A 24,175-nucleotide genomic window follows, 5' to 3' on the forward strand; every position below is an offset into this window, starting at 1 on the left:
AATTCTGTTTCATTCCAACCGCTTCACTCTCGTGTCGCCATTGAAACCAATCTCGGAACTTCGCTGAAAATCTACACTAATCTCTCTAAAACACCTTCGGTGTTGTAAGGTTAAGCCTCACGGATCATTAGTACTGGTTAGCTCAATGCATCGCTGCACTTACACACCCAGCCTATCAACGTCTTAGTCTTAAACGTTCCTTCAGGGGCCTTAAAGGCCCAGGGAAGACTCATCTCGAGGCAAGTTTCGCGCTTAGATGCTTTCAGCGCTTATCTTTTCCGCACTTAGCTACCGGGCAATGCCATTGGCATGACAACCCGAACACCAGTGGTGCGTTCACTCCGGTCCTCTCGTACTAGGAGCAACCCCTCTCAATCTTCCAACGCCCACGGCAGATAGGGACCGAACTGTCTCACGACGTTCTAAACCCAGCTCGCGTACCACTTTAAATGGCGAACAGCCATACCCTTGGGACCTACTTCAGCCCCAGGATGTGATGAGCCGACATCGAGGTGCCAAACACCGCCGTCGATATGAACTCTTGGGCGGTATCAGCCTGTTATCCCCGGAGTACCTTTTATCCGTTGAGCGATGGCCCTTCCATTCAGAACCACCGGATCACTAAGACCTACTTTCGTACCTGCTCGAGCCGTCACTCTCGCAGTCAAGCTAGCTTATGCCTTTGCACTAACCTCACGATGTCCGACCGTGATTAGCTAACCTTCGTGCTCCTCCGTTACTCTTTGGGAGGAGACCGCCCCAGTCAAACTACCCACCAGACACTGTCCTCACCCCGGATTACGGGGCCGAGTTAGAACATCAAACATTAAAGGGTGGTATTTCAAGGTTGGCTCCACGCAGACTGGCGTCCACGCTTCAAAGCCTCCCACCTATCCTACACATCAAGGCTCAATGTTCAGTGTCAAGCTATAGTAAAGGTTCACGGGGTCTTTCCGTCTTGCCGCGGGTACACTGCATCTTCACAGCGAGTTCAATTTCACTGAGTCTCGGGTGGAGACAGCCTGGCCATCATTACGCCATTCGTGCAGGTCGGAACTTACCCGACAAGGAATTTCGCTACCTTAGGACCGTTATAGTTACGGCCGCCGTTTACTGGGGCTTCGATCAAGAGCTTCGCCTTGCGGCTGACCCCATCAATTAACCTTCCAGCACCGGGCAGGCGTCACACCGTATACGTCCACTTTCGTGTTTGCACAGTGCTGTGTTTTTATTAAACAGTTGCAGCCAGCTGGTATCTGCGACTGGCTTCGGCTCCAAGAGCAAGTCTCTTCACCTACGCGCCAGCGTGCCTTCTCCCGAAGTTACGGCACCATTTTGCCTAGTTCCTTCACCCGAGTTCTCTCAAGCGCCTTGGTATTCTCTACCTGACCACCTGTGTCGGTTTGGGGTACGATTCTGTGTTACCTGATGCTTAGAGGCTTTTCCTGGAAGCTTGGCATCAACTACTTCTGCACCGTAGTGCATCGTCATCACGCCTCAGGGTTGAATAAGAGAACGGATTTACCAATTCTCTCCCCCTACACGCTTAAACCGGGACAACCGTCGCCCGGCTAGCCTAGCCTTCTCCGTCCCCCCTTCGCAGTAACACCGAGTACAGGAATATTAACCTGTTTCCCATCGACTACGCCTTTCGGCCTCGCCTTAGGGGTCGACTCACCCTGCCCCGATTAACGTTGGACAGGAACCCTTGGTCTTCCGGCGAGCGGGTTTTTCACCCGCTTTATCGTTACTTATGTCAGCATTCGCACTTCTGATACCTCCAGCAACCCTCACAGGCCACCTTCAACGGCTTACAGAACGCTCCCCTACCCAACAACGCCTAAGCGTCGCTGCCGCAGCTTCGGTGCATGGTTTAGCCCCGTTACATCTTCCGCGCAGGCCGACTCGACCAGTGAGCTATTACGCTTTCTTTAAATGATGGCTGCTTCTAAGCCAACATCCTGGCTGTCTATGCCTTCCCACATCGTTTCCCACTTAACCATGACTTTGGGACCTTAGCTGGCGGTCTGGGTTGTTTCCCTCTTCACGACGGACGTTAGCACCCGCCGTGTGTCTCCCGTGATAACATTCTTCGGTATTCGGAGTTTGCATCGGTTTGGTAAGCCGGGATGGCCCCCTAGCCGAAACAGTGCTCTACCCCCGAAGATGAGTTCACGAGGCGCTACCTAAATAGCTTTCGGGGAGAACCAGCTATCTCCCGGTTTGATTGGCCTTTCACCCCCAGCCACAAGTCATCCGCTAATTTTTCAACATTAGTCGGTTCGGTCCTCCAGTTAGTGTTACCCAACCTTCAACCTGCCCATGGCTAGATCACCGGGTTTCGGGTCTATACCTTGCAACTATTCGCCCAGTTAAGACTCGGTTTCCCTACGGCTCCCCTATACGGTTAACCTTGCTACAAAATATAAGTCGCTGACCCATTATACAAAAGGTACGCAGTCACCCAACAAAGTAGGCTCCCACTGCTTGTACGTACACGGTTTCAGGTTCTATTTCACTCCCCTCGCCGGGGTTCTTTTCGCCTTTCCCTCACGGTACTGGTTCACTATCGGTCAGTCAGGAGTATTTAGCCTTGGAGGATGGTCCCCCCATATTCAGACAGGATGTCACGTGTCCCGCCCTACTCATCGAACTCACAGAATGTGCATTTTAGTGTACGGGACTATCACCCTTTACTGTGCGACTTTCCAGACGCTTCCACTAACACACAAACTGATTCAGGTTCTGGGCTGTTCCCCGTTCGCTCGCCGCTACTGGGGGAATCTCGGTTGATTTCTTTTCCTCGGGGTACTTAGATGTTTCAGTTCCCCCGGTTCGCCTCATACGACTATGTATTCATCATATGATAGTGCAACGGATTGCACTGGGTTTCCCCATTCGGGTATTGCCGGTTATAACGGTTCATATCACCTTACCGACACTTTTCGCAGATTAGCACGCCCTTCATCGCCTCTGACTGCCTAGGCATCCACCGTGTACGCTTAGTCACTTAACCTCACAACCCGAAGGTGTTTCTGTAAACAGAAAACACTGTCGTGCTGTTTATTTGAGAGACTCTATGACAGGTTACTCCTTACCCCAATACATCTACGGAGGGATAAGTTTCAGCTGTCATGTTTCAATTTTCAGCTTGTTCCAGATTGTTAAAGAGCAATATCTTAAACACGACTCGCAAGAGTCATCTTTAAGATTTTTTCGGTTATGACTAACCGGTGATAATGTCTTTCACTCATTATCGGATTGGCGTCCCCAAGGGGATTCGAACCCCTGTTACAGCCGTGAAAGGGCAGTGTCCTAGGCCTCTAGACGATGGGGACACGAAAATCCGATTAAACTGAACGTCTTAATCGGTTCGTATCAGCATGAGTCAGAGACTCATTACATCAACAGGTAGCGCTTTTGCTCATTACTTTTTCATCAGACAATCTGTGTGAGCACGCCACTCGAATCAATATCATTAGGTAAGGAGGTGATCCAACCGCAGGTTCCCCTACGGTTACCTTGTTACGACTTCACCCCAGTCATGAATCACAAAGTGGTAAGCGCCCTCCCGAAGGTTAAGCTACCTACTTCTTTTGCAACCCACTCCCATGGTGTGACGGGCGGTGTGTACAAGGCCCGGGAACGTATTCACCGTAGCATTCTGATCTACGATTACTAGCGATTCCGACTTCATGGAGTCGAGTTGCAGACTCCAATCCGGACTACGACGTACTTTATGAGGTCCGCTTGCTCTCGCGAGTTCGCTTCTCTTTGTATACGCCATTGTAGCACGTGTGTAGCCCTACTCGTAAGGGCCATGATGACTTGACGTCATCCCCACCTTCCTCCGGTTTATCACCGGCAGTCTCCTTTGAGTTCCCGACCGAATCGCTGGCAACAAAGGATAAGGGTTGCGCTCGTTGCGGGACTTAACCCAACATTTCACAACACGAGCTGACGACAGCCATGCAGCACCTGTCTCAGAGTTCCCGAAGGCACTAAGCTATCTCTAGCGAATTCTCTGGATGTCAAGAGTAGGTAAGGTTCTTCGCGTTGCATCGAATTAAACCACATGCTCCACCGCTTGTGCGGGCCCCCGTCAATTCATTTGAGTTTTAACCTTGCGGCCGTACTCCCCAGGCGGTCGATTTAACGCGTTAGCTCCGGAAGCCACGCCTCAAGGGCACAACCTCCAAATCGACATCGTTTACAGCGTGGACTACCAGGGTATCTAATCCTGTTTGCTCCCCACGCTTTCGCACCTGAGCGTCAGTCTTTGTCCAGGGGGCCGCCTTCGCCACCGGTATTCCTCCAGATCTCTACGCATTTCACCGCTACACCTGGAATTCTACCCCCCTCTACAAGACTCTAGCTTGCCAGTTTCAAATGCAGTTCCCACGTTAAGCGCGGGGATTTCACATCTGACTTAACAAACCGCCTGCGTGCGCTTTACGCCCAGTAATTCCGATTAACGCTTGCACCCTCCGTATTACCGCGGCTGCTGGCACGGAGTTAGCCGGTGCTTCTTCTGCGAGTAACGTCAATGCAATGTGCTATTAACACATTACTCTTCCTCCTCGCTGAAAGTGCTTTACAACCCTAAGGCCTTCTTCACACACGCGGCATGGCTGCATCAGGCTTGCGCCCATTGTGCAATATTCCCCACTGCTGCCTCCCGTAGGAGTCTGGACCGTGTCTCAGTTCCAGTGTGGCTGGTCATCCTCTCAGACCAGCTAGGGATCGTCGCCTAGGTGAGCCATTACCCCACCTACTAGCTAATCCCATCTGGGCACATCTGATGGCGTGAGGCCCGAAGGTCCCCCACTTTGGTCCGTAGACGTTATGCGGTATTAGCTACCGTTTCCAGTAGTTATCCCCCTCCATCAGGCAGTTTCCCAGACATTACTCACCCGTCCGCCGCTCGTCACCCAGAGAGCAAGCTCTCCTGTGCTACCGCTCGACTTGCATGTGTTAGGCCTGCCGCCAGCGTTCAATCTGAGCCATGATCAAACTCTTCAATTTAAAAGTTCGATTTGCTTCAACTCGTGAAGCGATGCTCAAAGGTTACTAAATGAATTTTACTTCAGTAGTCACTCTTCAAGACTTGATATTTTTTCGTACCCGAAGGTACTGGATATCGTCTTGTGGAGTGCCCACACAGATTGTCTGATAAATTGTTAAAGAGCAGTGAGTTAGCCGCCGTAGCTTGCTATCTCGAGGTGGCGTATACTACGCTTTTCACCCGAAGAGTCAAGCGTTTATTTCGCTTTTCTCTTACCGACCTGGCGACTGGTTCTCGTTAGAGGAGTCGTTGTTCCCGGTCAGTGGAGGCGCATTATAGGGAGTTCTCAGAAGGCCGCAACCCCTAAATGCAAAAAACTTTTCAAGCGCGGATTTTTTCGGCAAAACGCTGCACAAGCCAGCGATTCCGTCACTTTTTCCGGCAAACAGCCACAAAAGCTGGCGATCCGTAGAGTAAAATAAGAATAACGATGTCAGTAAGGACCCGCAGCCATGCAATTTAACGCTCAACAACAGGCCGCCCAACGTAACCTTTCTTATCTGCTTGCAGAGAAACTCGGCCAACAAATTCTGGCAGGCGATTATCAGGCGGGCAGTATCTTGCCTGGAGAGATGGAACTGGGAGAACAATTCGGCGTTAGCCGCACGGCCGTGCGCGAAGCAGTAAAGATGCTGGCAGCCAAAGGTATGCTGTTGCCACGCCCGCGCATCGGTACCCGGGTGATGCCGCAAAGCCAGTGGAATTTTCTCGATCAGGATTTACTGACCTGGTGGATGACTCGGGAGAACTTCGATCAGGTGATGCAGCACTTTCTTATATTACGCACGTCATTGGAACCACAGGCCTGCTCGCTGGCTGCTGCTAACGCCAGCGCTCAGCAAACCGCGCTTCTGGCCGAATTGATGGCGGAGATGCGTGCGCTGCATACCCAGTTTGACCGCGAGCGCTGGATCCAGGTCGATACCCAATTCCACCAGCTTATCTATGAAGCCAGCGGCAACCCGTTCCTGACATCATTCGCCAACCTGTTCAGTTCGGTGTATCAAAGCTACTTCCGCGCCATTACCGGCAACGAAGTGATTAAGCTCCAACACCATCAGGCCATCGTAGATGCGATATTGGCCGGTGACAGCAACCAGGCGTTAGCCGCATGTCAGGTTTTACTTAAAGAGAAAGACTAACTCATCCCCTACTTATATATAGAGAAGAAAGATGAGAGAAACGGATACGACAGTTAACCAGGACCGACAATGACCAAATCCGCGCGCAGTATGGCAGGGCTACCCTGGATCGCCGCAATGGCGTTCTTTATGCAGGCGCTGGACGCCACCATTCTCAACACCGCATTGCCGGCGATCGCCCACAGTCTGGATCGCTCGCCATTGGCAATGCAGTCTGCCGTGATCAGCTATACGCTGACGGTTGCCATGCTGATCCCGGTCAGTGGCTGGCTGGCGGACCGCTTCGGCACCCGTCGTGTATTTATCCTCGCGGTGTCGCTGTTTACCCTCGGCTCACTGCTGTGCGCGCTTTCCCCTACGTTGAGCGTGCTGGTGACCTCACGTGTCATTCAGGGGATCGGCGGCGCGATGATGATGCCAGTGGCGCGTCTGGCGCTGTTGCGCGCCTACCCGCGCAGCGAACTATTGCCGGTACTGAACTTCGTGACCATGCCGGGGTTGGTTGGGCCGATCATGGGGCCACTACTGGGCGGTTGGCTGGTGACCTACGCCACCTGGCATTGGATTTTCCTGATTAATATCCCGATAGGCCTGCTCGGCATCTTCTATGCACGTAAATACATGCCGGACTTCACCACCCCCAAGCGCCGTTTCGATCTCATTGGTTTTATGCTGTTTGGCCTGAGTCTGGTGCTGGTTTCCACCGGGCTTGAGCTGTTCGGCGAACGGGTACTGGCCAGCTATATCTCGCTGGGTATCCTGTTGAGCGGCGTGGTGATGCTGTTCGGTTATATCGCTCATGCCCGCAGGCATCCCCAACCGCTGATTGGTCTGGACTTGTTCAAGACTCGCACCTTCTCGGTGGGCATTGCCGGCAACGTCGCCTCGCGCCTGGGTACCGGCTGCGTGCCATTCCTGATGCCGCTGATGCTGCAGGTGGGCTTCGGTTACTCTGCGATTATCGCCGGCTGCATGATGGCGCCGACCGCCGTCGGTTCGCTGATGGCAAAATCCACCGTCACACAGGTGCTGCGCTGGTTCGGTTACCGCAAAACGTTGGTTGGCATCACTGTGATTATCGGCGTGTTGATTGCTCAGTTCGCGCTACAAAGCCCGGGGATGCCGCTGTGGTTGATGATCTTGCCGCTGTTCGTTTTGGGCATGGCGATGTCTACGCAATTCACCGCCATGAATACCATCAGCCTGGCGGACTTGAACGATGCCAATGCCAGCTCCGGCAACAGCGTGCTGGCGGTCACCCAGCAGCTTTCCATCAGCTTCGGCGTGGCGATCAGCGCGGCAGTGTTGCGTTTCTACGAGTCAATGTCGCTCGGCACCATGATCGATCACTTCCACTACACCTTTATTACCATGGGGATTGTCACCGTCGCGTCGGCGTTTGTCTTCATGCTGTTGAGAACAAAGGATGGCCGCAATCTGATCGGCGGCCGCGAAGCGAAGAAAGAAGCAAAAGCGGCAAGCTAGCGGTGCCCCACCGAAGCACGTTCCACCAGCTCCGGGGTCAGCACCAGAACCTGGGCTTCCCGTTCCGGGTTCTGCAGGCGGTTGATCAACGCATCAATCGCCAGTTCGCCCAGCGAATCTTTCGGCTGGTGAATAGTACTTAGCGGCGGCGCGAGGTATTTGGCCAGCTCGATATCATCGTAGCCCATCACCGCCATGTCCTGCGGTACCGACAGTCCGGCCTGGTACAACGCCTGATAGGCGCCTACTGCTACTGCATCATTACCGGCGAATACCGCATGCGGCGGTTCAGCCAGCGCCAGCAGCTGTTTCATCGCAGCAACGCCACCTTCAAACTCGAAGTCGCAATGCACTTCGTATCCGGGCAGGATCGCCAGCCCGGCGCGTTGCATGGCGCGGCGGTAGCCTTCCAAACGATGGCGTGCGGTGGTTTTATCCTGCGGGCCGGCGATGCAGGCAATGTTGCGATAACCGCGGGCGATAAGGTGATCGGTCGCCATCTCCCCACCGAGCAACGAGTTATCCTGAATGATATCGTTAGCCCCTTCGAACGGTGCCCAGTCCATCATCACAATTGGCAGCGACGGATAGCGGCTCAGCGCGTCCTGCGACGGTCGGTGGTTTTCGGTGCACATCAACAGCAGGCCATCGACGCGTTTTTGCAACAACGTCTCCATGCTGCGGTTCATGCGCGCGGCATCTTCTTCGGTATTGCACAGGATCAGGCTGTAGCCGCGCTCGTAGCAGCTGCGCTCAACGCCACGCACCACTTCGGCATAAAACGGGTTGTTGCTGGAGGTAACCAGCATGCCAATGGTCCGCGTCTGATTCAGCTTCAGGCTGCGCGCCAGCGCGGAGGGCGCATAGTTCAATTGTTCAACGGCCGCCATGACCTTGTCGCGCACGCTGTCGCTGACAAAGCGATTGTTATTGATAACGTGTGAAACCGTCGAGGTTGAAACGCCCGCCAAGCGGGCGACATCTTTCATGGTGGCCAAAGGTGTTACTCCTGCTGCAGCAAGAAGGCGTCGATCTCTTCACGCCAGGGTACGGAGGGCTGAGCACCGGGACGGGTTACCGCAATCGCCGCCGCCGCATGGGCGAAGCGCACCGCATCCGCCATGGTTTTACCTTCCAGTAGCGCCGTCACCAACGCCCCGTTGAAGGTATCACCGGCAGCGATGGTGTCTACCGCTTTAACCTTGAAGCCGGGCACCAACTTACCGTTGCCGTTCTCACTCAACCAAACGCCACGGCTGCCAAGGGTTATGATCACCGTGCCGATGCCTTTATCGTGCAAAGCTTGCGCCGCACGCGCCGCGTCATCATCATTAGCGATAGCTATGCCGGTGAGGCGCTGGGCTTCTGTTTCATTGGGCGTAATCATATCGACCAACGACAGCAGTTCATCCGGCAGCTCACGCGCCGGTGCCGGATTGAGAATCACCTGCGTTTGATGCTGCTTCGCCAGACGAGCGGCGGCCATCACCGTTTCCAGCGGCGACTCGAGCTGCATCAGCAAAGCATCGGCTTCAATAACCCGTTGCTGATAGCGCGCCAGATAGTCGGGCGTTACGGCGGCATTGGCGCCGGCATCAATGCCGATCACGTTCTCGCCTTCCGCATTAACAAAAATCAGCGCCACGCCCGTGGTGTTGTCGGCAATCGCCTCAATCGGTTGGGTATCAATGCGATCGGTCGCCAGTTGCAGGCGGATGCGTTCACCGATGTCATCTGCGCCGACGCAGGCTATAAAGGCGATATCCGCACCGCTGCGTCCTGCCGCCACCGCCTGATTCGCGCCTTTACCGCCAAATGCCACCTTATACTGTTTCCCGATCACCGTTTCGCCCGGGCGGGGAAACTGCTCAATATTGAGGATATGGTCGGCATTGATACTGCCAAGCACCACCAGCTTACCTGTTTCCATCGCATTGATTCCTGAATTGCGCGCCATCACAAACGCCCCGTTTTGATGGCGCTGGTATGACTTATTTAGTGACCAGTTTCAAATCAACCGGGAGGGTGGTCGGCACTTTCTCGCCTTTCAAGACTTTATCTGCCGTTTCCACGCCAATCACGCCGATTTGATCCGGACGCTGCGCCACGGTCGCAGCCAACTTGCCGCCTTCAACCGCTTTCACGCCGTCGGCAGTGCCGTCGAAGCCTACCACGACCACATCGGTTTTACCGGCGGTTTGCAGCGCACGCAGTGCGCCCAGCGCCATTTCATCGTTCTGTGCAAACACCGCCTGCACGTCCGGGTGAGCAGTCAGCAGGTTCTGCATTACGTTCAGGCCCTTGGTGCGGTCGAAATCTGCCGGTTGGCTGGCCAGCAATTTGAATTTGTTCTGATCCAGCGACTGTTTGAACCCTTCGCCACGCTCGCGGGCGGCGGAGGTGCCGGCAATCCCTTCCAGTTGGATCACTTTAGCGTCTGTGCCCACTTTTTTAGCGATAAAGTCGCCGGCCATTTTACCGCCAACGCGGTTGTCCGAGGCGATATGGCTGACCACCTCGCCCTTGCTTGCCACGCGGTCCAGCGTAATGACCGGGATCTTGGCCTGATTGGCCATCTTGATGGCGTTACCCACAGCATCGGAATCCGTTGGGTTAATCAGCAGCAGTTTAGGTGCCTGCACCATCAGATCCTGCACATTAGCCAGCTCTTTCGCCGGGTTGTTCTGCGAGTCCAACACCACCAGGTTATAACCCAACTTGTTGGCTTCCTGCTGTGCGCCTTCTTTCATGGAAACGAAGAACGGGTTATTCAGGGTGGACACCACCAGCGCGATGGTGTCTTTCGCCAACGCGTTAGCGCTCAGGGTGGCGGTCAGAGCGAAGGCCGAAGCCAGGATTGCCAGTTTTTTCATTTTCATCATCGTGATTCCTGTAGGGGAGGTTACTTGTTGCTTTTGTTATCTACCAGAACCGCCAGCAGTATCACCACTGCCTTCACGATCATTTGGTAGTAGGAAGAAACACCCAGTAAATTCAGGCCGTTGTTCAGGAAGCCGAGGATCAGCGCCCCGATCAGCGTGCCTACGATGCGGCCCTTGCCGCCCGCCAGGCTGGTGCCACCCAGCACGACGGCAGCGATGGCATCCAACTCATAGCCGGTACCGGCAGTCGGCTGTGCAGAAGACAAGCGCGCCACTTCGATAACGCCAGCCAGCGCCGCCAGCAGCCCGCACAGTGAATAAACGATAATCTTCACTTTATCGACGCTAATGCCGGAAAGGCGGGTCGCCGCTTCGTTACCGCCCAAGGCATAAATATAGCGGCCCAGACGGGTGTGGTGCAGCATGTACCAGGCGGCGATAAACACTATCGCCATAATCCAGATCGGGGTTGGCACCCCCAGCGGGCGGCCGATACCGAACCAGCCGAAGGTGTCGGCCACGTCGGTAAAGCCGGTATTCACCGGGCTGCCGTTGGTGTACACCATGGTGACGCCGCGCAGCAGCAACATCATCACCAAGGTGGCAATAAATGCCTGCACCTTGCCTTTGGCGACAATCACGCCGGTGCAGGCGCCCACCGCGGCACCCAACGCCAGCGCCGCCGCAACGGCCACCACCGCGTTAATTTCAAAACCGACGATCGACGCCGCCACCGCACCGGTCAGCGCCAGCAGAGATCCCACCGACAGATCGATACCGGAAGTCAGGATCACCAGCGTCATCCCGACCGCCATAATGGCGTTCACCGAGGTTTGCTGGAGGATATTGAACAGGTTGTTCAGGGTGAAGAAATTCGGGCTCATTGAAGAGACCACGGCAATCAGCACCAGCAGAGCAATCAGTGATTTTTGCTCTAACAGCCACTCTTTACTGAACCAGCGCTTTGCGACACTCTGGGAACTCATATCTGATTACTCCTGCTTTACGCCGTATTGCTTGCCGACGGCCGCTGCCATCAACACTTCCTGGGTGGCCTGTTCAATCGGGAATTCACCACTTAGGTGCCCTTCGTGCATGACCAGAATGCGGTCGCTCATACCCAGCACCTCCGGCATTTCCGAAGACACCAGAATGATGCTCAGCCCTTCCTGCTTGAACTGGTTGATTAACTGATAGATTTCTTTTTTGGCACCGACGTCGACGCCGCGCGTCGGCTCGTCGAGGATCAACACCTTTGGTCGCGTCATCAGGCCGCGGGCAATCGCCACCTTCTGCTGATTACCGCCGGAAAGCAGGCCAATCGGCTGCTCCATCGAGGGCGTCTTGATATTGAACAGGCGAATGAAATCCCCTACCGCCTGCCGCTCATCAGCCTGTTTCAAGCTTCCGCCGGCGCGGCTGAAGTAGCGCAAAGCGGTCAGCGACATGTTTTCCTTTACCGACATTCCCAGCACCAGGCCATCACGCTTGCGGTCTTCGGAAATATACACGATACCGTTCGCCAGGCCGTCCTGTGGAGAGCGAGTCACCACCTCATGGCCATCGAGGCTGACCGTGCCGGCTTTGCGCGGTGCGGCACCGTAGAGAATCTTCATCAACTCGGTACGCCCGGCACCCATCAGCCCAGCCACACCCAGGATTTCGCCGCGGTAGAGGGTAAAGCTGACGTCATGCACGCCGGGGCCGGAAACCTGGCTGACCTCCAACCGCTTTTCGCCGCGCGGCAGGTTAAGCCGCGGGTACTGCTCCTCCAGCTTGCGGCCGACCATCATTTCGATAAGCAGGTCTTCCTGCAGCTCACTGACCGGCCGCTCGGCGATAAACTGCCCATCACGGAACACCGTGACGTCATCGCAGATTTCGAAGATCTCCTTCAGCCGGTGCGAGATATAAACAATGCCACGCCCCTCGGCCTTCAGCTCGTTGATCACTTTAAATAAAGACGCGGTTTCCGTGTCGGTCAGCGCATCGGTCGGCTCATCCATGATGATGACTTTCGACTCGAAGCTCAGCACCTTGGCGATTTCCACCATCTGCTGATCGCCGATCGACAGTTCGCCCACCAGTCGGTGGCTGCTGTAACTCAGGTTCAGCCGCGCCAGCAGTTTGTCGGCTTCGGCGTACATTCGCTTCCAGTCGATGCGGCCAAAGCGGTTAACAAACTCACGCCCGAGAAAAATGTTTTCCGCAATCGTCAGTTGAGGGATCAGGTTCAGTTCCTGATGGATAATGCCGATGCCCGCTTCCTGCGAATCCTTTGGCCCGTTGAACGCCACCTCTTTACCGAGAAAATACTGACTGCCGGCGTCTTTGTTATAGATGCCGGTCAGCACTTTCATCATGGTGGACTTCCCGGCGCCGTTTTCACCCACCAGCGCCATCACCTTACCGGGATAAACGCTGAGTGCAGCGCCGGAAAGCGCCTTCACGCCGGGAAAGGCTTTATCGATCCCTTTCAGTTGCAGTAAAGGTTGCATAAATGCCTCAGAAAGTTACGCCGGCGCAGAGGATGACGTTCGCGTACGGCGAACATTCACCGCTGCGGATCACCGCCCGGCTGTGTTCAGTTTGCGCTTTAAAAGCCTGGTGGCTGATATAACTCACGCTTATGGTGTTTCCCTGGTGTTGGCCAAGCTGTATCAGTTGAGCCAACAAAGCTTGATGGAGCTGCGGATTTTGATGCACCATCTCTTCCGCCAGAATGGCGCTTTCAACCTGCATCTCCTGCGTCACTACCCCGACCACCTGCAAAAACGTCGGCACTCCCTGGGTCAGCGCCAGATCGATACGCTGCGTTACCGCCGGGATCGGCAGCCCTGCATCGCAGATGACAATCTGATCGGTATGGCCGAGCCGGGAAACCACGGCAGAGACTTCAGCATTCAGCAGTACGCCTTTTTTCATCTTTTCACTCCAGCAGCGAAACGTTTCGCTATCGGATGAGTTTAAAAAAACGGCAGGGGAAGGCAACCGGGATAATGCAGAAATGTGATCGCTATCGAAACGTTTCGCTCACACAGCTAAAAAGCGGAAACAAAAGGGGCCCAGCATTGCTGAGCCCCTGAGAGGGAGTTAAATCTCGACCTGGGTTCCCAGTTCTATCACCCGATTCGGCGGGATCTCAAACTGGTCCGGCGCGCGCAGCGCGTTACGGCTCAGCGCGATAAACAGCTTGCCGCGCAGGAACAGATACCAAGGCCGTTTGGTCAGGATCAGCGACTCATGCGACATAAAGAACGAGGTTTCCGTCATGCGGCACGGCAGCCCTTCCAGTCCGCAGCGGTGGAACACTTCTTCAACGTTCGGCGTTTCGCGCCAACCGTAGCTGGCCACCACCCGCCAGAAGGTCGGTGAAAGCTGTTCGATGGTCACCCGGCGCACATTGTGTACGTAAGGCGCATCCTCGGTGCGTAGCGTCAGCAGCACTACCCGCTCATGCAGCACCTTGTTGTGTTTCAGGTTATGCAGCAGCGCAAAAGGGATCACGTTAATGGCGCGCGACATAAATACCGCCGTACCAGGCACTCGCACCGGCGGCGATTTCTCCAGTGAGGCAATCATCGCCTCCAGAGAGTTACCGTGTTCATGCATGCGGCGCAACAGACGGAAACGTTCGCTTTTCCAGGTGGTCATGATGATGAACATCATCAGCGCCAGCAACAACGGCAGCCAACCGCCAGAGAACAGTTTCAGGGCATTGGCAGAGAACATCGGCACGTCGATAATCAGCAGGATAATCAGGATGCCGACCATGAAGAAGCGGTTCCAATGCCAGTTTTTGATCGCCACCGAGGTCACCAGAATGCTGGTCAGCACCATGGTGCCGGTCACGGCGATGCCATACGCCGCTGCCAGGTTGCTGGAGTGTTCGAAGCCTACAATCACCAGCACTACCGCGATATACAACGTCCAGTTAATCACCGGAATATAGATTTGGCCCGATTCCATTTCCGAGGTATGGATAATGCGCATCGGCGACAGATACCCCAGGCGCACCGCCTGACGGGTCAGGGAGAACACGCCGGAAATCACCGCCTGAGAGGCGATGACCGTAGCCAGAGTCGCCAATATCAGCAGCGGGATCAGCGCCCAGTCCGGCGCCAACAGGAAGAACGGGTTCTTGATCGCCTCGGGATTTTTCAGCAACAACGCGCCCTGGCCGAAATAGTTCAGTACCAGCGAAGGCAACACCACGGTGAACCAGGCCAGGCGGATAGGGAATTTACCGAAGTGGCCCATATCGGCATACAGCGCCTCAACGCCGGTAATCGACAGCACCACCGCGCCCAACGCAAAGAACGAGACCTTCTTATATTCCATAAAGAAGTTCAGCGCCCATTTCGGGTTCATCGCCTGCAGCACTTCCGGGTTAGCGATGATGCTGCGCGCGCCCAGCACCGCCAACACGATAAACCACAGCAGCATCACCGGGGCAAACAGTTTTCCGACGCTGCCGGTGCCGTGTTTTTGGATAGCGAACAGCAGCGTCAGCACCAGAATGGATAAGGGAACGATATAGCCGTCGAGCGAGGGTGCTGCGATCTCCAGCCCCTCTATCGCCGACATCACCGATATCGCCGGGGTGATCACCACCTCGCCATAGAAGAAACTGCCGCCAATCAGGCCGAGAATCACCAGCACCGCAGTGGTGCGCGCCGAGGTATTGCGCCCGGCCAGCGACATCAGCGTCAGGATACCGCCTTCGCCGGCATTATCCGCACGCATGACATAGCTAAGGTATTTAAGCGAAACAATGATAATCAGCATCCAGAAAATCAGGGACAGGAAGCCAAACACCACGTCAGGACGCACATCGAAGCCATAATGGCCGGAGAAACACTCTCTCAGGGTATAGAGAGGGCTGGTGCCAATATCACCGTAAACCACCCCAATTGCCGCCAGAGTTACCGCTGATAAGGACTGTTTGTGTTCTGAGCTCATAATTCGTTTCTTTATTAGAACATCCGTTAGCGATGCATCCGCATCAGCCAGAGATACGGGCTCTAAGATCCGTTACGCCCACTAAAAGGCGCACAGTATGCACGATTTATACGGCTTGCCTACTCTTATATCAGCCCCAAAAAATAAACAAAATGTGAACCAGCCACTCTTTTGATAATAGAAAGATTTTACTAATCAACAAGCTATACCATTAAAAATAATGGTGGTTTATCATCGGATTATCCACCAAGATTGGCTAACTCTCGGACAACACGACAATAATATGGCGCCATCATCACTTCTGGCAGAACGGATCTCCCGCCTCAGCAGCGCGCTGGAGAGCGGTCTTTATGAACGACAGGAAGCAATTCGCCTATGTTTACTGGCGGCGCTCAGCGGTGAAAGCGTGTTTCTTCTCGGCCCGCCCGGCATCGCCAAAAGCCTGATTGCCCGCCGGTTAAAATTCGCCTTTCGCAGCGCGCGCTCGTTTGAATACCTGATGACGCGTTTCTCGACGCCGGAAGAAGTGTTCGGCCCGCTGTCTATCCAGGCATTGAAAGATGAAGGCCGCTATCAGCGTCTGACCGCCGGCTATCTGCCCGAGGCGGAGATCGTGTTCCTGGATGAAATCTGGAAAGCCGGCCCGGCCATCCTCAATACCCTGTTAACGGCGATCAACGAACGCCGCTTCCGCAACGGCAACAGCGAAGAGCCGATCCCGCTGCGGTTACTGGTTACCGCCTCTAACGAACTGCCTGAGACCGACAACAGTCTGGAAGCGCTGTACGACCGCATGCTGATCCGCCTGTGGCTGGACAAAGTTCAGGATAAACAGAATTTCCGCTCACTGCTGGTCAGCCGCCAGAACGAGAATGACAACCCGGTCGCTGAAGCCTTGAGCATCAGCGACGAAGAGTTTCACCAGTGGCAGTCGCAGATCGACAAGGTCAAGCTGCCCGAAGGCTGTTTTGAACTGATATTCCAGCTGCGCCAGCGGTTGGATGCGCTGGAGAGCGCGCCCTACGTCTCCGACCGTCGTTGGAAAAAGGCATTGCGGCTGTTGCAGGCCTGCGCCTTCTTCAGCGGCCGCGACGCCGTCGCCCCGCTCGACCTGATGTTGTTGAAAGATTGCCTGTGGCATGACCTCACTTCGCTAAAGTTGCTGCAGCAGCAAATCGACCAATTGCTGACCGAGTCGGCCTATCAGCAGCAGACGCTGTTGATTCAACTGCAACAGATCCACACCCGCTGGCTGCAACACCAACAGCAGCAAAGCGATCGTCAGGCGATAGCGCTGGTGAAAAAAGGCGGTATGTTCAGCAGAAAGCCCCAATACATGGCGGCGGCGCCGTTAGGCACCGGCACCCTGACCCTGCTGCTGCAAAAACCGCTGCAACTGCATGATATTCAGGTCAACCATCTGAGCATTGAAAGCAGCGCGCTGGAAAACTGGCTGCAAAAGGGCGGCGACGTGCGCGCCAAGCTGAACGGCATCGGCTTTGCCCAGCAGATCGACCTGGAAGTGGACGAGCAGCTGCATCTGACGGTGCTGGACGTCAGCCGCCAGCCTTCGCTGCTGGCTCTGCCCGGTAAACAGACCGGCGGTACGCCCCAAGCGATGCTGGACGAAATGGACGCGCTGGCACAGCGTCTGGCGGAACAGCGCCGGTTGTTCAGCCAACACCAGCCCTGCCTGTTTACCCCTGCCGGTGGCCTGGCAAAAATTGAAGCCAGCCTGTTGCAGGTGGCGGAACAGATCAAACAGCAGCACCAGCAGATGCGCGGCCAGTAACGATGCTCAGCCTGGAAACGCTCGATCTGCTGCTGGCGATCACCGAAGGTGAACTGATCGAGGAGATGATCGTCGGCATGCTGGCAGCTCCGCAGCTAACGGTTTTCTTCAAGAAATTTCCGGCCATCCGCCGGGCGCTGGATCGCGACCTGCCGCGCTGGAAGCTGCAACTGAAAGAGCGTATCCATGAAGCCATGGTCCCCCCGGCGCTGGCGCAGGAGTTTTATCGCTATCAACAGTGCCAGTTGGAGAACAATACCCAGTTCTATCACCACCTGAACGATACCCTCGAACTACTGCGCCAGCTGGTTTCCCCGTTTTATGAGCAGGCCCGTTCGCTGGTGGATGCCGCCGATCTGCCCAATCATCCGCTGGACGACAGTTTCCAGACCCTGTTCCTGCAACGCTGGCGCATCAACCTGACGCTACAGGCCACCATGCTGCACCACCAACTGCTGGAACAGGAGCGAGAGCAACTGATGGCGGAGCTGCAGGAACGTCTGGCGCTGAGCGGTGCGCTGGAGCCGCTGTTGTCGGAAAACGACACCGCCGCCGGGCGGTTATGGGATATGAGCAAAGGTCACCTGCAACGCGGCGACTACCAGCGGCTGGTGGAATACGGCAATTTCCTGCAACAGCAGCCGGAGCTGAAAAAATTGGCGCAGCAATTGGGCCGGAGCTATCAGGCCAAGGCGGTGCAACAGCAAGATGCGCTGCCGGAACCTTTCCGCGTAATGGTTCAGGTGCCGGCCACGCTGCCGGAAGAGGTCAGCGGCATTCACCAAAGCGACGATATTCTGCGCCTGCTGCCGCCGGAACTGGCCACGCTGGGCATTGAAGAGCTGGAGTTCGAATTTTACCGTCGCCTGCTGGAAAGGCGGCTGTTGACGTATCGCTTGCAGGGCGACGTCTGGCAGGAACAAATCCTCATCCGACAGGTCACCCACCAGCAGCAAGATCAGCAGCCGCGCGGGCCGTTTATCGTCTGCGTGGACACTTCAGGCTCGATGGGAGGGTTCAATGAACAGTGCGCCAAGGCTTTTTGCCTGGCGCTGCTGCGCATCGCGTTGGCGGATAACCGCCGTTGCTACATTATGCTGTTCGCCAACCAGATCGTGCATTACGAACTTACCGCCGCCAGTGGCATCGAGCAGGCGGTACGTTTTCTCGGCCAGCATTTTCGCGGCGGCACCGATCTGGCCGCTTGCCTGAACGCCACGGTCACCAAAATGGCAGACAGCGGCTGGTTTGACGCCGATGCGGTGATCATTTCTGACTTTATTGCCCAGCGGTTGCCGGAGGAGGTCATAAAGAAGGTGAAACAGCAGCAACAAAGCCACCAGCAACGCTTTCATGCCGTGGCGATGTCCGCCTATGGCAAACCCGGCATCATGCGCATCTTCGATCATATCTGGCGCTTCGATACCGGGTTAAAAAGCCGTTTAATGCGCCGCTGGCGGCGCTGAATATTACAGCAGCCCTTCGACCGCTTCACGCACTTGCGGCGACCACACGCCGCATTGCACCTGGCCGATATGCGACAGTTGCAGCAACAGCATGACCAGACGCGACTGACCGATGCCACCGCCAATGGTCTGTGGCATATCGCCGCGCAGCAGCGACTGATGCCACTCCAGCTTGAGACGATCTTCATCGCCAGTCAGCGACAGTTGGCGTTTCAGCGCATCGGCGTCAACGCGGATCCCCATAGAAGAAAGTTCAAAGGCATCCTGCAATATCGGGTTCCACACCACAATATCGCCGTTCAGGCCGGCCAACCCTTCAGCCGCCGGCGTGGTCCAGTCATCATAATCCGGCGCACGCACATCGTGGGATTTGCCATGCGACAGTTTACCGCCGATACCGATCAGGAATACCGCACCCAGTTCTTTGGCAATAGCCCTCTCGCGGCCTTTGGCGTCCAGCTCGGGGTAACGTTGCAACAGGGTTTCGCTGTGAACGAAGTGGATTTGCTCCGGCAGGAACGGCGTTAAGCCGTATTCGCGGCTCACTTCGGCCTCCGTAGCCTTAATAGCCGCATAAATGCTGCGCACGGTGTTTTGCAGGTAATCCTGGCTGCGTTCACCGTCGCCCATCACCCGTTCCCAATCCCATTGATCAACGTAAACGGAGTGGATCGCGCTCAGACGATCTTCATCCGGGCGCAGCGCTTTCATATGGGTATACAGGCCTTCACCTGCGCCGAAATCATAGCTGCCCAAGGTTTTGCGTTTCCACTTGGCCAATGAATGCACCACTTCGAAGGTGGCATCCGGCAAGGTTTTCACCTTCACTTGCACCGCTTTCTCACTGCCGGACAGGTTGTCCTGAGTGCCATCGCCCAAACGGCTGAGGATAGGCGCCTGCACTTCGATCAGGCCAAGCTGCTGTTCCAACTGGCGTGAGAAGAAGGATTTAACCAGGCTGATTTGTTGTTGTTTTTGGATAAACTGTTTTTTCATTGCCGTATCTCTTATAAATCTGTCTCTGTTGCCATCGATTAAGCAACAGAACGGCAGCGTAATTCAATATCCGCTAATCAATATTGCCTTTTCACTTTTAATCATTCATTTTGATGCGGTGATAATTCAACAATCAGCAATTAATGGGGGTTTAAATGGCGGAAAATTACCAGATCGATAATCTCGATCGCGGCATCCTCAACGCCCTGATGGAGAATGCGCGCACGCCCTATGCCGAACTGGCGAAGAACTTTGCCGTCAGTCCCGGCACCATTCATGTGCGGGTAGAGAAAATGAAACAGGCCGGTATCATCACCGGCGCACGGGTAGACGTGAACCCCAAACGCCTGGGTTATGACGTCTGCTGTTTTATCGGCATTATATTAAAGAGTGCCAAAGACTATCCTTCCGCGCTTAAAAAACTCGAAAGCCTGGAGGAAGTGGTCGAGGCCTACTACACCACTGGCCACTACAGCGTGTTTATCAAAGTGATGTGCCGCTCGATAGATGCATTGCAACAAGTACTTATCAACAAGATCCAGACGATTGACGAGATCCAGTCCACCGAAACCCTGATCTCGCTGCAGAACCCCATCATGCGTACCATCACGCCTTAGTCAGTTAATTAGTATACCCATATTATCCACAGGTAGATCCCAGCCGATTCACAGCGTACAATGCTGCGACTTTAAGAAGGCTGGGATCATTCATTCATGGCAGATATAACCCTGATCAGTGGCAGTACGCTTGGCAGCGCCGAGTATGTAGCCGAACATTTGGCTGAAAAGCTGGAAGAAGCGGGCTTCACTACCGAGATGCTGCACGGTCCTGAATTGGATGAACTGACCTTGTCCGGACGTTGGCTGGTGGTGTCTTCAACCCACGGCGCCGGCGACTTGCCGGATAATCTGCAGCCGCTTCTGGAACAAATAGAAGAACAGCAGCCTGACTTATCACAAGTACAGTTCGGTGCAGTCGGTTTAGGCAGCTCTGAATACGATACCTTCTGTGGCGCGATCCAACGGATCAACGATCTTTTGATCGCCTGTGGAGCGAAAAGGATCGGCGATCGGTTGGAGATCGACGTGACTAAACACGAAATTCCTGAGGATCCGGCAGAGGAATGGGTGAAAAACTGGGTTAATTTACTCTAATTTGCTCAAAGATCACGCGAACGATTGTGGATAACTATGCTGGAAAGCAGGGTAAAAGCAGTAGTTATCCCAATAACAACCCTAGGTCGCTTTTTGTCCTGTGCATAACATGCCATTTAGATCCCAGCTTATAAGCAACAGGATCACCGATCATTCACAGCTAACGATCCTCCTTAATCCGCTGATCTCACTCGCGAATAATCACTTATCCACAGAGGATCGCGATCCTAATAAGAGATCTAATAAAGAGATCTTTAAATAAAAAAGATCTTCTTTTAATTACCTAAGATCCTGACCACTTGGTCGATCGACTAAACTTGAGTAGAATCTCCCACCCCAGGGCAAACAACGATCGTTCGCAATACGGCGAGGTGCAGTTCCATGTTTTATCCAGATCAATTTGACGTCATCATCATCGGTGGTGGCCATGCCGGTACTGAAGCCGCTATGGCTGCGGCACGCATGGGGCGTCAGACTTTATTATTGACACACAATATCGATACGCTGGGGCAGATGTCTTGCAACCCGGCAATTGGCGGTATTGGTAAAGGGCATCTGGTTAAGGAAATTGATGCACTTGGCGGCCTGATGGCCACGGCAATCGACCATGCCGGCATCCAGTTTAGGATACTAAACGCGAGTAAAGGCCCAGCGGTACGAGCGACTCGTGCTCAGGCAGACCGCGTGCTGTATCGTCAAGCAGTACGCACTGCTCTGGAGAACCAACCTAACCTGACTCTCTTCCAACAGCCGGTCGAAGATCTGATTGTGGAAAACGATCGCGTCGTCGGTGCCGTTACCCAGATGGGCCTGAAATTCCGTGCCAAAGCGGTAGTACTGACCGTAGGCACCTTCCTGGACGGCAAGATCCATATTGGTCTGGAAAATTACAGCGGTGGTCGTGCCGGGGATCCTCCGTCGATCTCGTTGTCACAGCGTTTGCGTGAATTGCCGCTGCGGGTAAACCGCCTAAAAACAGGTACGCCACCACGCATTGACGCACGTACCATCGATTTCAGCGTATTGGCTCCGCAACATGGCGATACACCGATTCCGGTTTTCTCGTTCATGGGTAACGCCGGTCAGCATCCGGAACAAATGGCGTGCTACATCACCCATACCAACGAAAAAACGCATGACGTGATCCGTAATAACCTCGATCGTAGCCCGATGTATGCCGGGATCATCGAAGGGATCGGGCCACGATACTGCCCGTCGATCGAAGACAAAGTGATGCGCTTTGCCGATCGTAACTCGCACCAGATCTTCCTCGAACCGGAAGGCCTGACCAGCAACGAAATTTATCCAAACGGCATCTCCACCAGTTTGCCGTTTGACGTACAGATGCAGATCGTTCGTTCGATGGAAGGGATGCAGAATGCCCGCATTGTTCGTCCGGGTTACGCCATTGAATATGATTTCTTCGATCCCCGCGATCTGAAGCCTACGTTGGAAAGCAAATTTATCCAGGGCTTGTTCTTCGCCGGCCAGATCAATGGCACCACTGGTTATGAAGAAGCAGCAGCCCAGGGCCTGCTGGCCGGTCTGAACGCCGGGCGTTACGCCAACGAAGACGAAGGCTGGTCGCCACGCCGCGATCAGGCCTATTTGGGCGTGCTGGTGGACGATCTCAGCACGCTGGGCACCAAAGAACCCTACCGCATGTTTACCTCACGCGCCGAATACCGCCTGATGCTGCGCGAAGACAATGCCGATCTGCGCCTGACAGAAAAAGGCCGCGAACTGGGCCTGGTTGACGATGCTCGCTGGGCGCGTTTCAGCGAGAAGCTGGAACATATCGAACAAGAACGCCAGCGCTTGCGGGATATTTGGATGCATCCGCACGCCGAAAACGTCGAGCAAGTAAACGCGTTGCTGAAAGCCCCGCTGTCACGTGAAGCTAACGGCGAGGAACTGCTGCGTCGACCTGAAATGGATTACGCGCAACTGACCACCGTTGCCGCTTTCGCGCCGCCGCTGGCGGATACTCAGGCTGCCGAACAGGTTGAGATCCAGGTAAAATACGAAGGTTATATCGCTCGCCAGCAGGAAGAGATCGAAAAGCAACAGCGCAACGAGAATACCGTGCTGCCGCTGGATATCGATTATCAGCAGGTGTCCGGCTTGTCGAATGAAGTGATCGCCAAACTGAACGATCATAAACCGAACTCTATCGGCCAGGCTTCACGTATCTCCGGTATCACCCCGGCGGCGATCTCGATCCTGCTTATTTGGCTGAAAAAGCAGGGGCTGCTGCGCCGCAGCGCATAAATCCTGTTTCTGGACGGCCGTTTGTTTACACAGTGAACAAACGGCCGCTGACATCATCCCGGGCCTGAATTATCATGGTCGCCTCATTGGCCAGCCCTGATTAGGCTTGCCGTTCCGCGCCTGTCAGAGGACACGTTGTGCAGAAAAAATTAGATTCGTTGCTCTCGGCGGCAGGCATTGCGCTTCCCGATCAGCAAAAACAGCAGTTGCTGGGTTATGTCGGCATGCTGGATAAGTGGAACAAGGCTTATAACCTCACCTCCGTGCGCGATCCGCAGCAAATGCTGGTGCGCCATATTCTCGACAGCATCGTGGTGAACCCGCATCTGCAAGGTTCGCGTTTTATCGACGTCGGCACCGGCCCCGGTTTGCCAGGCATTCCGCTGGCTATCGTCCGTCCTGATTCTCATTTCACCCTGCTCGACAGTCTGGGCAAGCGCGTGCGCTTCCTGCGCCAGGTGCAGCATGAACTGGGATTGACCAATATCGAGCCGGTACAGAGCCGTGTTGAAGCGTTCCCGGCCGAGCCGCCTTTTGACGGCGTCATCAGCCGCGCTTTCGCTTCGCTGCAGGATATGCTGTCCTGGTGCCACCATCTGCCGGCAAAAGGGCAGGGGAGGTTCTACGCCCTGAAAGGGGGACGCCCGGATGAAGAGCTGGCGCAACTGCCTGAAGGCATCGTGCTGGAGTCGGTGGTGCGTCTGCAGGTGCCGGAACTTGAAGGTGAACGTCATTTGGTGGTACTTAAGGCAAACTGAGTTTGCTTTTGATCAAAGAAGCGTGAATTAAAGACCGTGTCCAACGCAAAAGATAAGCAGGCTAACTAAATGGTGGTTTCTTTAGTTAATTTACTTTTTATTAACACAAAAATAGCCGCTAATTGGCGACAATAGAGTAATTGCCATTTGAAATAGTCACGTTAGCAACGATAGGCGAACGATTCTGCTTTGCTGCTAATGT

16 protein-coding genes, 1 tRNA gene and 2 rRNA genes are annotated in these 24,175 nt (G+C 54.8%); 8 read left to right on the plus strand and 11 right to left on the minus strand.

Annotated features, from left to right (window positions below; genetic code table 11):
* Positions 1-106: 106 nt before the first annotated feature.
* The 3 genes from JEM67_RS27245 to JEM67_RS27255 all read right to left on the minus strand — a co-directional run bounded on the left by JEM67_RS27245 (position 107) and on the right by JEM67_RS27255 (position 5,025).
* Positions 107-3,016 (minus strand): 23S ribosomal RNA (locus tag JEM67_RS27245).
* Between the two features lie 246 nt (positions 3,017-3,262).
* Positions 3,263-3,338: transfer RNA gene (locus tag JEM67_RS27250), tRNA-Glu, on the minus strand.
* Positions 3,339-3,483: 145 nt separating this feature from the next.
* Positions 3,484-5,025 (minus strand): 16S ribosomal RNA (locus tag JEM67_RS27255).
* Together the 16S and 23S rRNA genes with 1 tRNA gene alongside form the textbook arrangement of a ribosomal RNA operon.
* Positions 5,026-5,517: 492 nt before the next feature.
* Here JEM67_RS27255 and JEM67_RS27260 point away from each other — a divergent pair.
* The gene (locus JEM67_RS27260; protein WP_013815058.1) at positions 5,518-6,207 is read left to right on the plus strand and encodes a FadR/GntR family transcriptional regulator; all 690 of its coding nucleotides are present in this window, start codon (positions 5,518-5,520) and stop codon (positions 6,205-6,207) included.
* A 69-nt stretch (positions 6,208-6,276) separates the two neighbouring features.
* Complete coding sequence (mdtD, locus tag JEM67_RS27265) at positions 6,277-7,692, plus strand: multidrug transporter subunit MdtD (protein WP_013815059.1); 1,416 nt, start codon at positions 6,277-6,279, stop codon at positions 7,690-7,692.
* Here mdtD and rbsR read toward each other — a convergent pair.
* From rbsR to kup, 7 genes are all read right to left on the minus strand, one after another.
* Positions 7,689-8,690 (minus strand): ribose operon transcriptional repressor RbsR, encoded by a 1,002-nt coding sequence (gene rbsR, locus JEM67_RS27270; protein ID WP_004950431.1) that lies wholly within the window; start codon positions 8,688-8,690, stop codon positions 7,689-7,691. The two genes, mdtD and rbsR, sit on opposite strands and share 4 nt — an antisense overlap.
* Before the next feature lie 5 nt (positions 8,691-8,695).
* Positions 8,696-9,622, minus strand: a complete 927-nt coding sequence (rbsK, locus tag JEM67_RS27275; protein ID WP_199636355.1) for a ribokinase — start codon at positions 9,620-9,622, stop codon at positions 8,696-8,698.
* Between the two features lie 61 nt (positions 9,623-9,683).
* Positions 9,684-10,571 carry a ribose ABC transporter substrate-binding protein RbsB gene (gene rbsB / locus JEM67_RS27280; RefSeq protein WP_199636515.1) on the minus strand — a complete coding sequence of 296 codons (888 nt, stop codon included), beginning with the start codon at positions 10,569-10,571 and terminating at the stop codon, positions 9,684-9,686.
* 23 nt (positions 10,572-10,594) lie between these two features.
* Entirely contained in the window at positions 10,595-11,560 is a 966-nt protein-coding gene (gene rbsC, locus JEM67_RS27285; RefSeq protein WP_004950441.1) for a ribose ABC transporter permease, read from the minus strand.
* Between the two features lie 6 nt (positions 11,561-11,566).
* Positions 11,567-13,072, minus strand: coding sequence for a ribose ABC transporter ATP-binding protein RbsA (gene rbsA, locus JEM67_RS27290; protein ID WP_013815062.1), 1,506 nt, complete (start codon positions 13,070-13,072; stop codon positions 11,567-11,569).
* A 7-nt stretch (positions 13,073-13,079) separates the two neighbouring features.
* Positions 13,080-13,499: a D-ribose pyranase gene (gene rbsD, locus JEM67_RS27295; protein ID WP_013815063.1), complete on the minus strand. Its 420-nt coding sequence runs from the start codon at positions 13,497-13,499 to the stop codon at positions 13,080-13,082.
* A gap of 168 nt (positions 13,500-13,667) precedes the next feature.
* Positions 13,668-15,536, minus strand: coding sequence for a low affinity potassium transporter Kup (kup, locus tag JEM67_RS27300; protein ID WP_013815064.1), 1,869 nt, complete (start codon positions 15,534-15,536; stop codon positions 13,668-13,670).
* A gap of 283 nt (positions 15,537-15,819) precedes the next feature.
* On the opposite strand from kup, the gene ravA reads away from it, so the two are divergent.
* Positions 15,820-17,328 (plus strand): ATPase RavA, encoded by a 1,509-nt coding sequence (gene ravA, locus JEM67_RS27305; RefSeq protein ID WP_199636356.1) that lies wholly within the window; start codon positions 15,820-15,822, stop codon positions 17,326-17,328.
* Between the two features lie 2 nt (positions 17,329-17,330).
* Positions 17,331-18,794 carry an ATPase RavA stimulator ViaA gene (gene viaA / locus JEM67_RS27310; protein WP_199636357.1) on the plus strand — a complete coding sequence of 488 codons (1,464 nt, stop codon included), beginning with the start codon at positions 17,331-17,333 and terminating at the stop codon, positions 18,792-18,794.
* A gap of 3 nt (positions 18,795-18,797) precedes the next feature.
* On the opposite strand, the gene asnA is transcribed toward viaA, so the two are convergent.
* On the minus strand, positions 18,798-19,790 hold the full coding sequence (asnA, locus tag JEM67_RS27315) for an aspartate--ammonia ligase (RefSeq protein WP_013815066.1): 993 nt from the start codon (positions 19,788-19,790) through the stop codon (positions 18,798-18,800).
* A gap of 155 nt (positions 19,791-19,945) precedes the next feature.
* Between asnA and asnC the strand changes: the two genes are divergently transcribed.
* From asnC to rsmG, 4 genes are all read left to right on the plus strand, one after another.
* Positions 19,946-20,407, plus strand: coding sequence for a transcriptional regulator AsnC (asnC, locus tag JEM67_RS27320; RefSeq protein WP_004950461.1), 462 nt, complete (start codon positions 19,946-19,948; stop codon positions 20,405-20,407).
* 96 nt (positions 20,408-20,503) lie between these two features.
* Positions 20,504-20,944 carry an FMN-binding protein MioC gene (gene mioC, locus JEM67_RS27325; RefSeq protein WP_004950463.1) on the plus strand — a complete coding sequence of 147 codons (441 nt, stop codon included), beginning with the start codon at positions 20,504-20,506 and terminating at the stop codon, positions 20,942-20,944.
* A 381-nt stretch (positions 20,945-21,325) separates the two neighbouring features.
* Positions 21,326-23,215, plus strand: coding sequence for a tRNA uridine-5-carboxymethylaminomethyl(34) synthesis enzyme MnmG (mnmG, locus tag JEM67_RS27330; RefSeq protein ID WP_199636358.1), 1,890 nt, complete (start codon positions 21,326-21,328; stop codon positions 23,213-23,215).
* Positions 23,216-23,352: 137 nt separating this feature from the next.
* Positions 23,353-23,973, plus strand: coding sequence for a 16S rRNA (guanine(527)-N(7))-methyltransferase RsmG (rsmG, locus tag JEM67_RS27335; protein ID WP_199636359.1), 621 nt, complete (start codon positions 23,353-23,355; stop codon positions 23,971-23,973).
* The last annotated feature ends 202 nt before the right edge of the window (positions 23,974-24,175 follow it).

Origin of the sequence: Serratia sp. PAMC26656, from assembly GCF_016469055.2 — a bacterium.
Lineage (GTDB): Bacteria > Pseudomonadota > Gammaproteobacteria > Enterobacterales > Enterobacteriaceae > Serratia > Serratia plymuthica.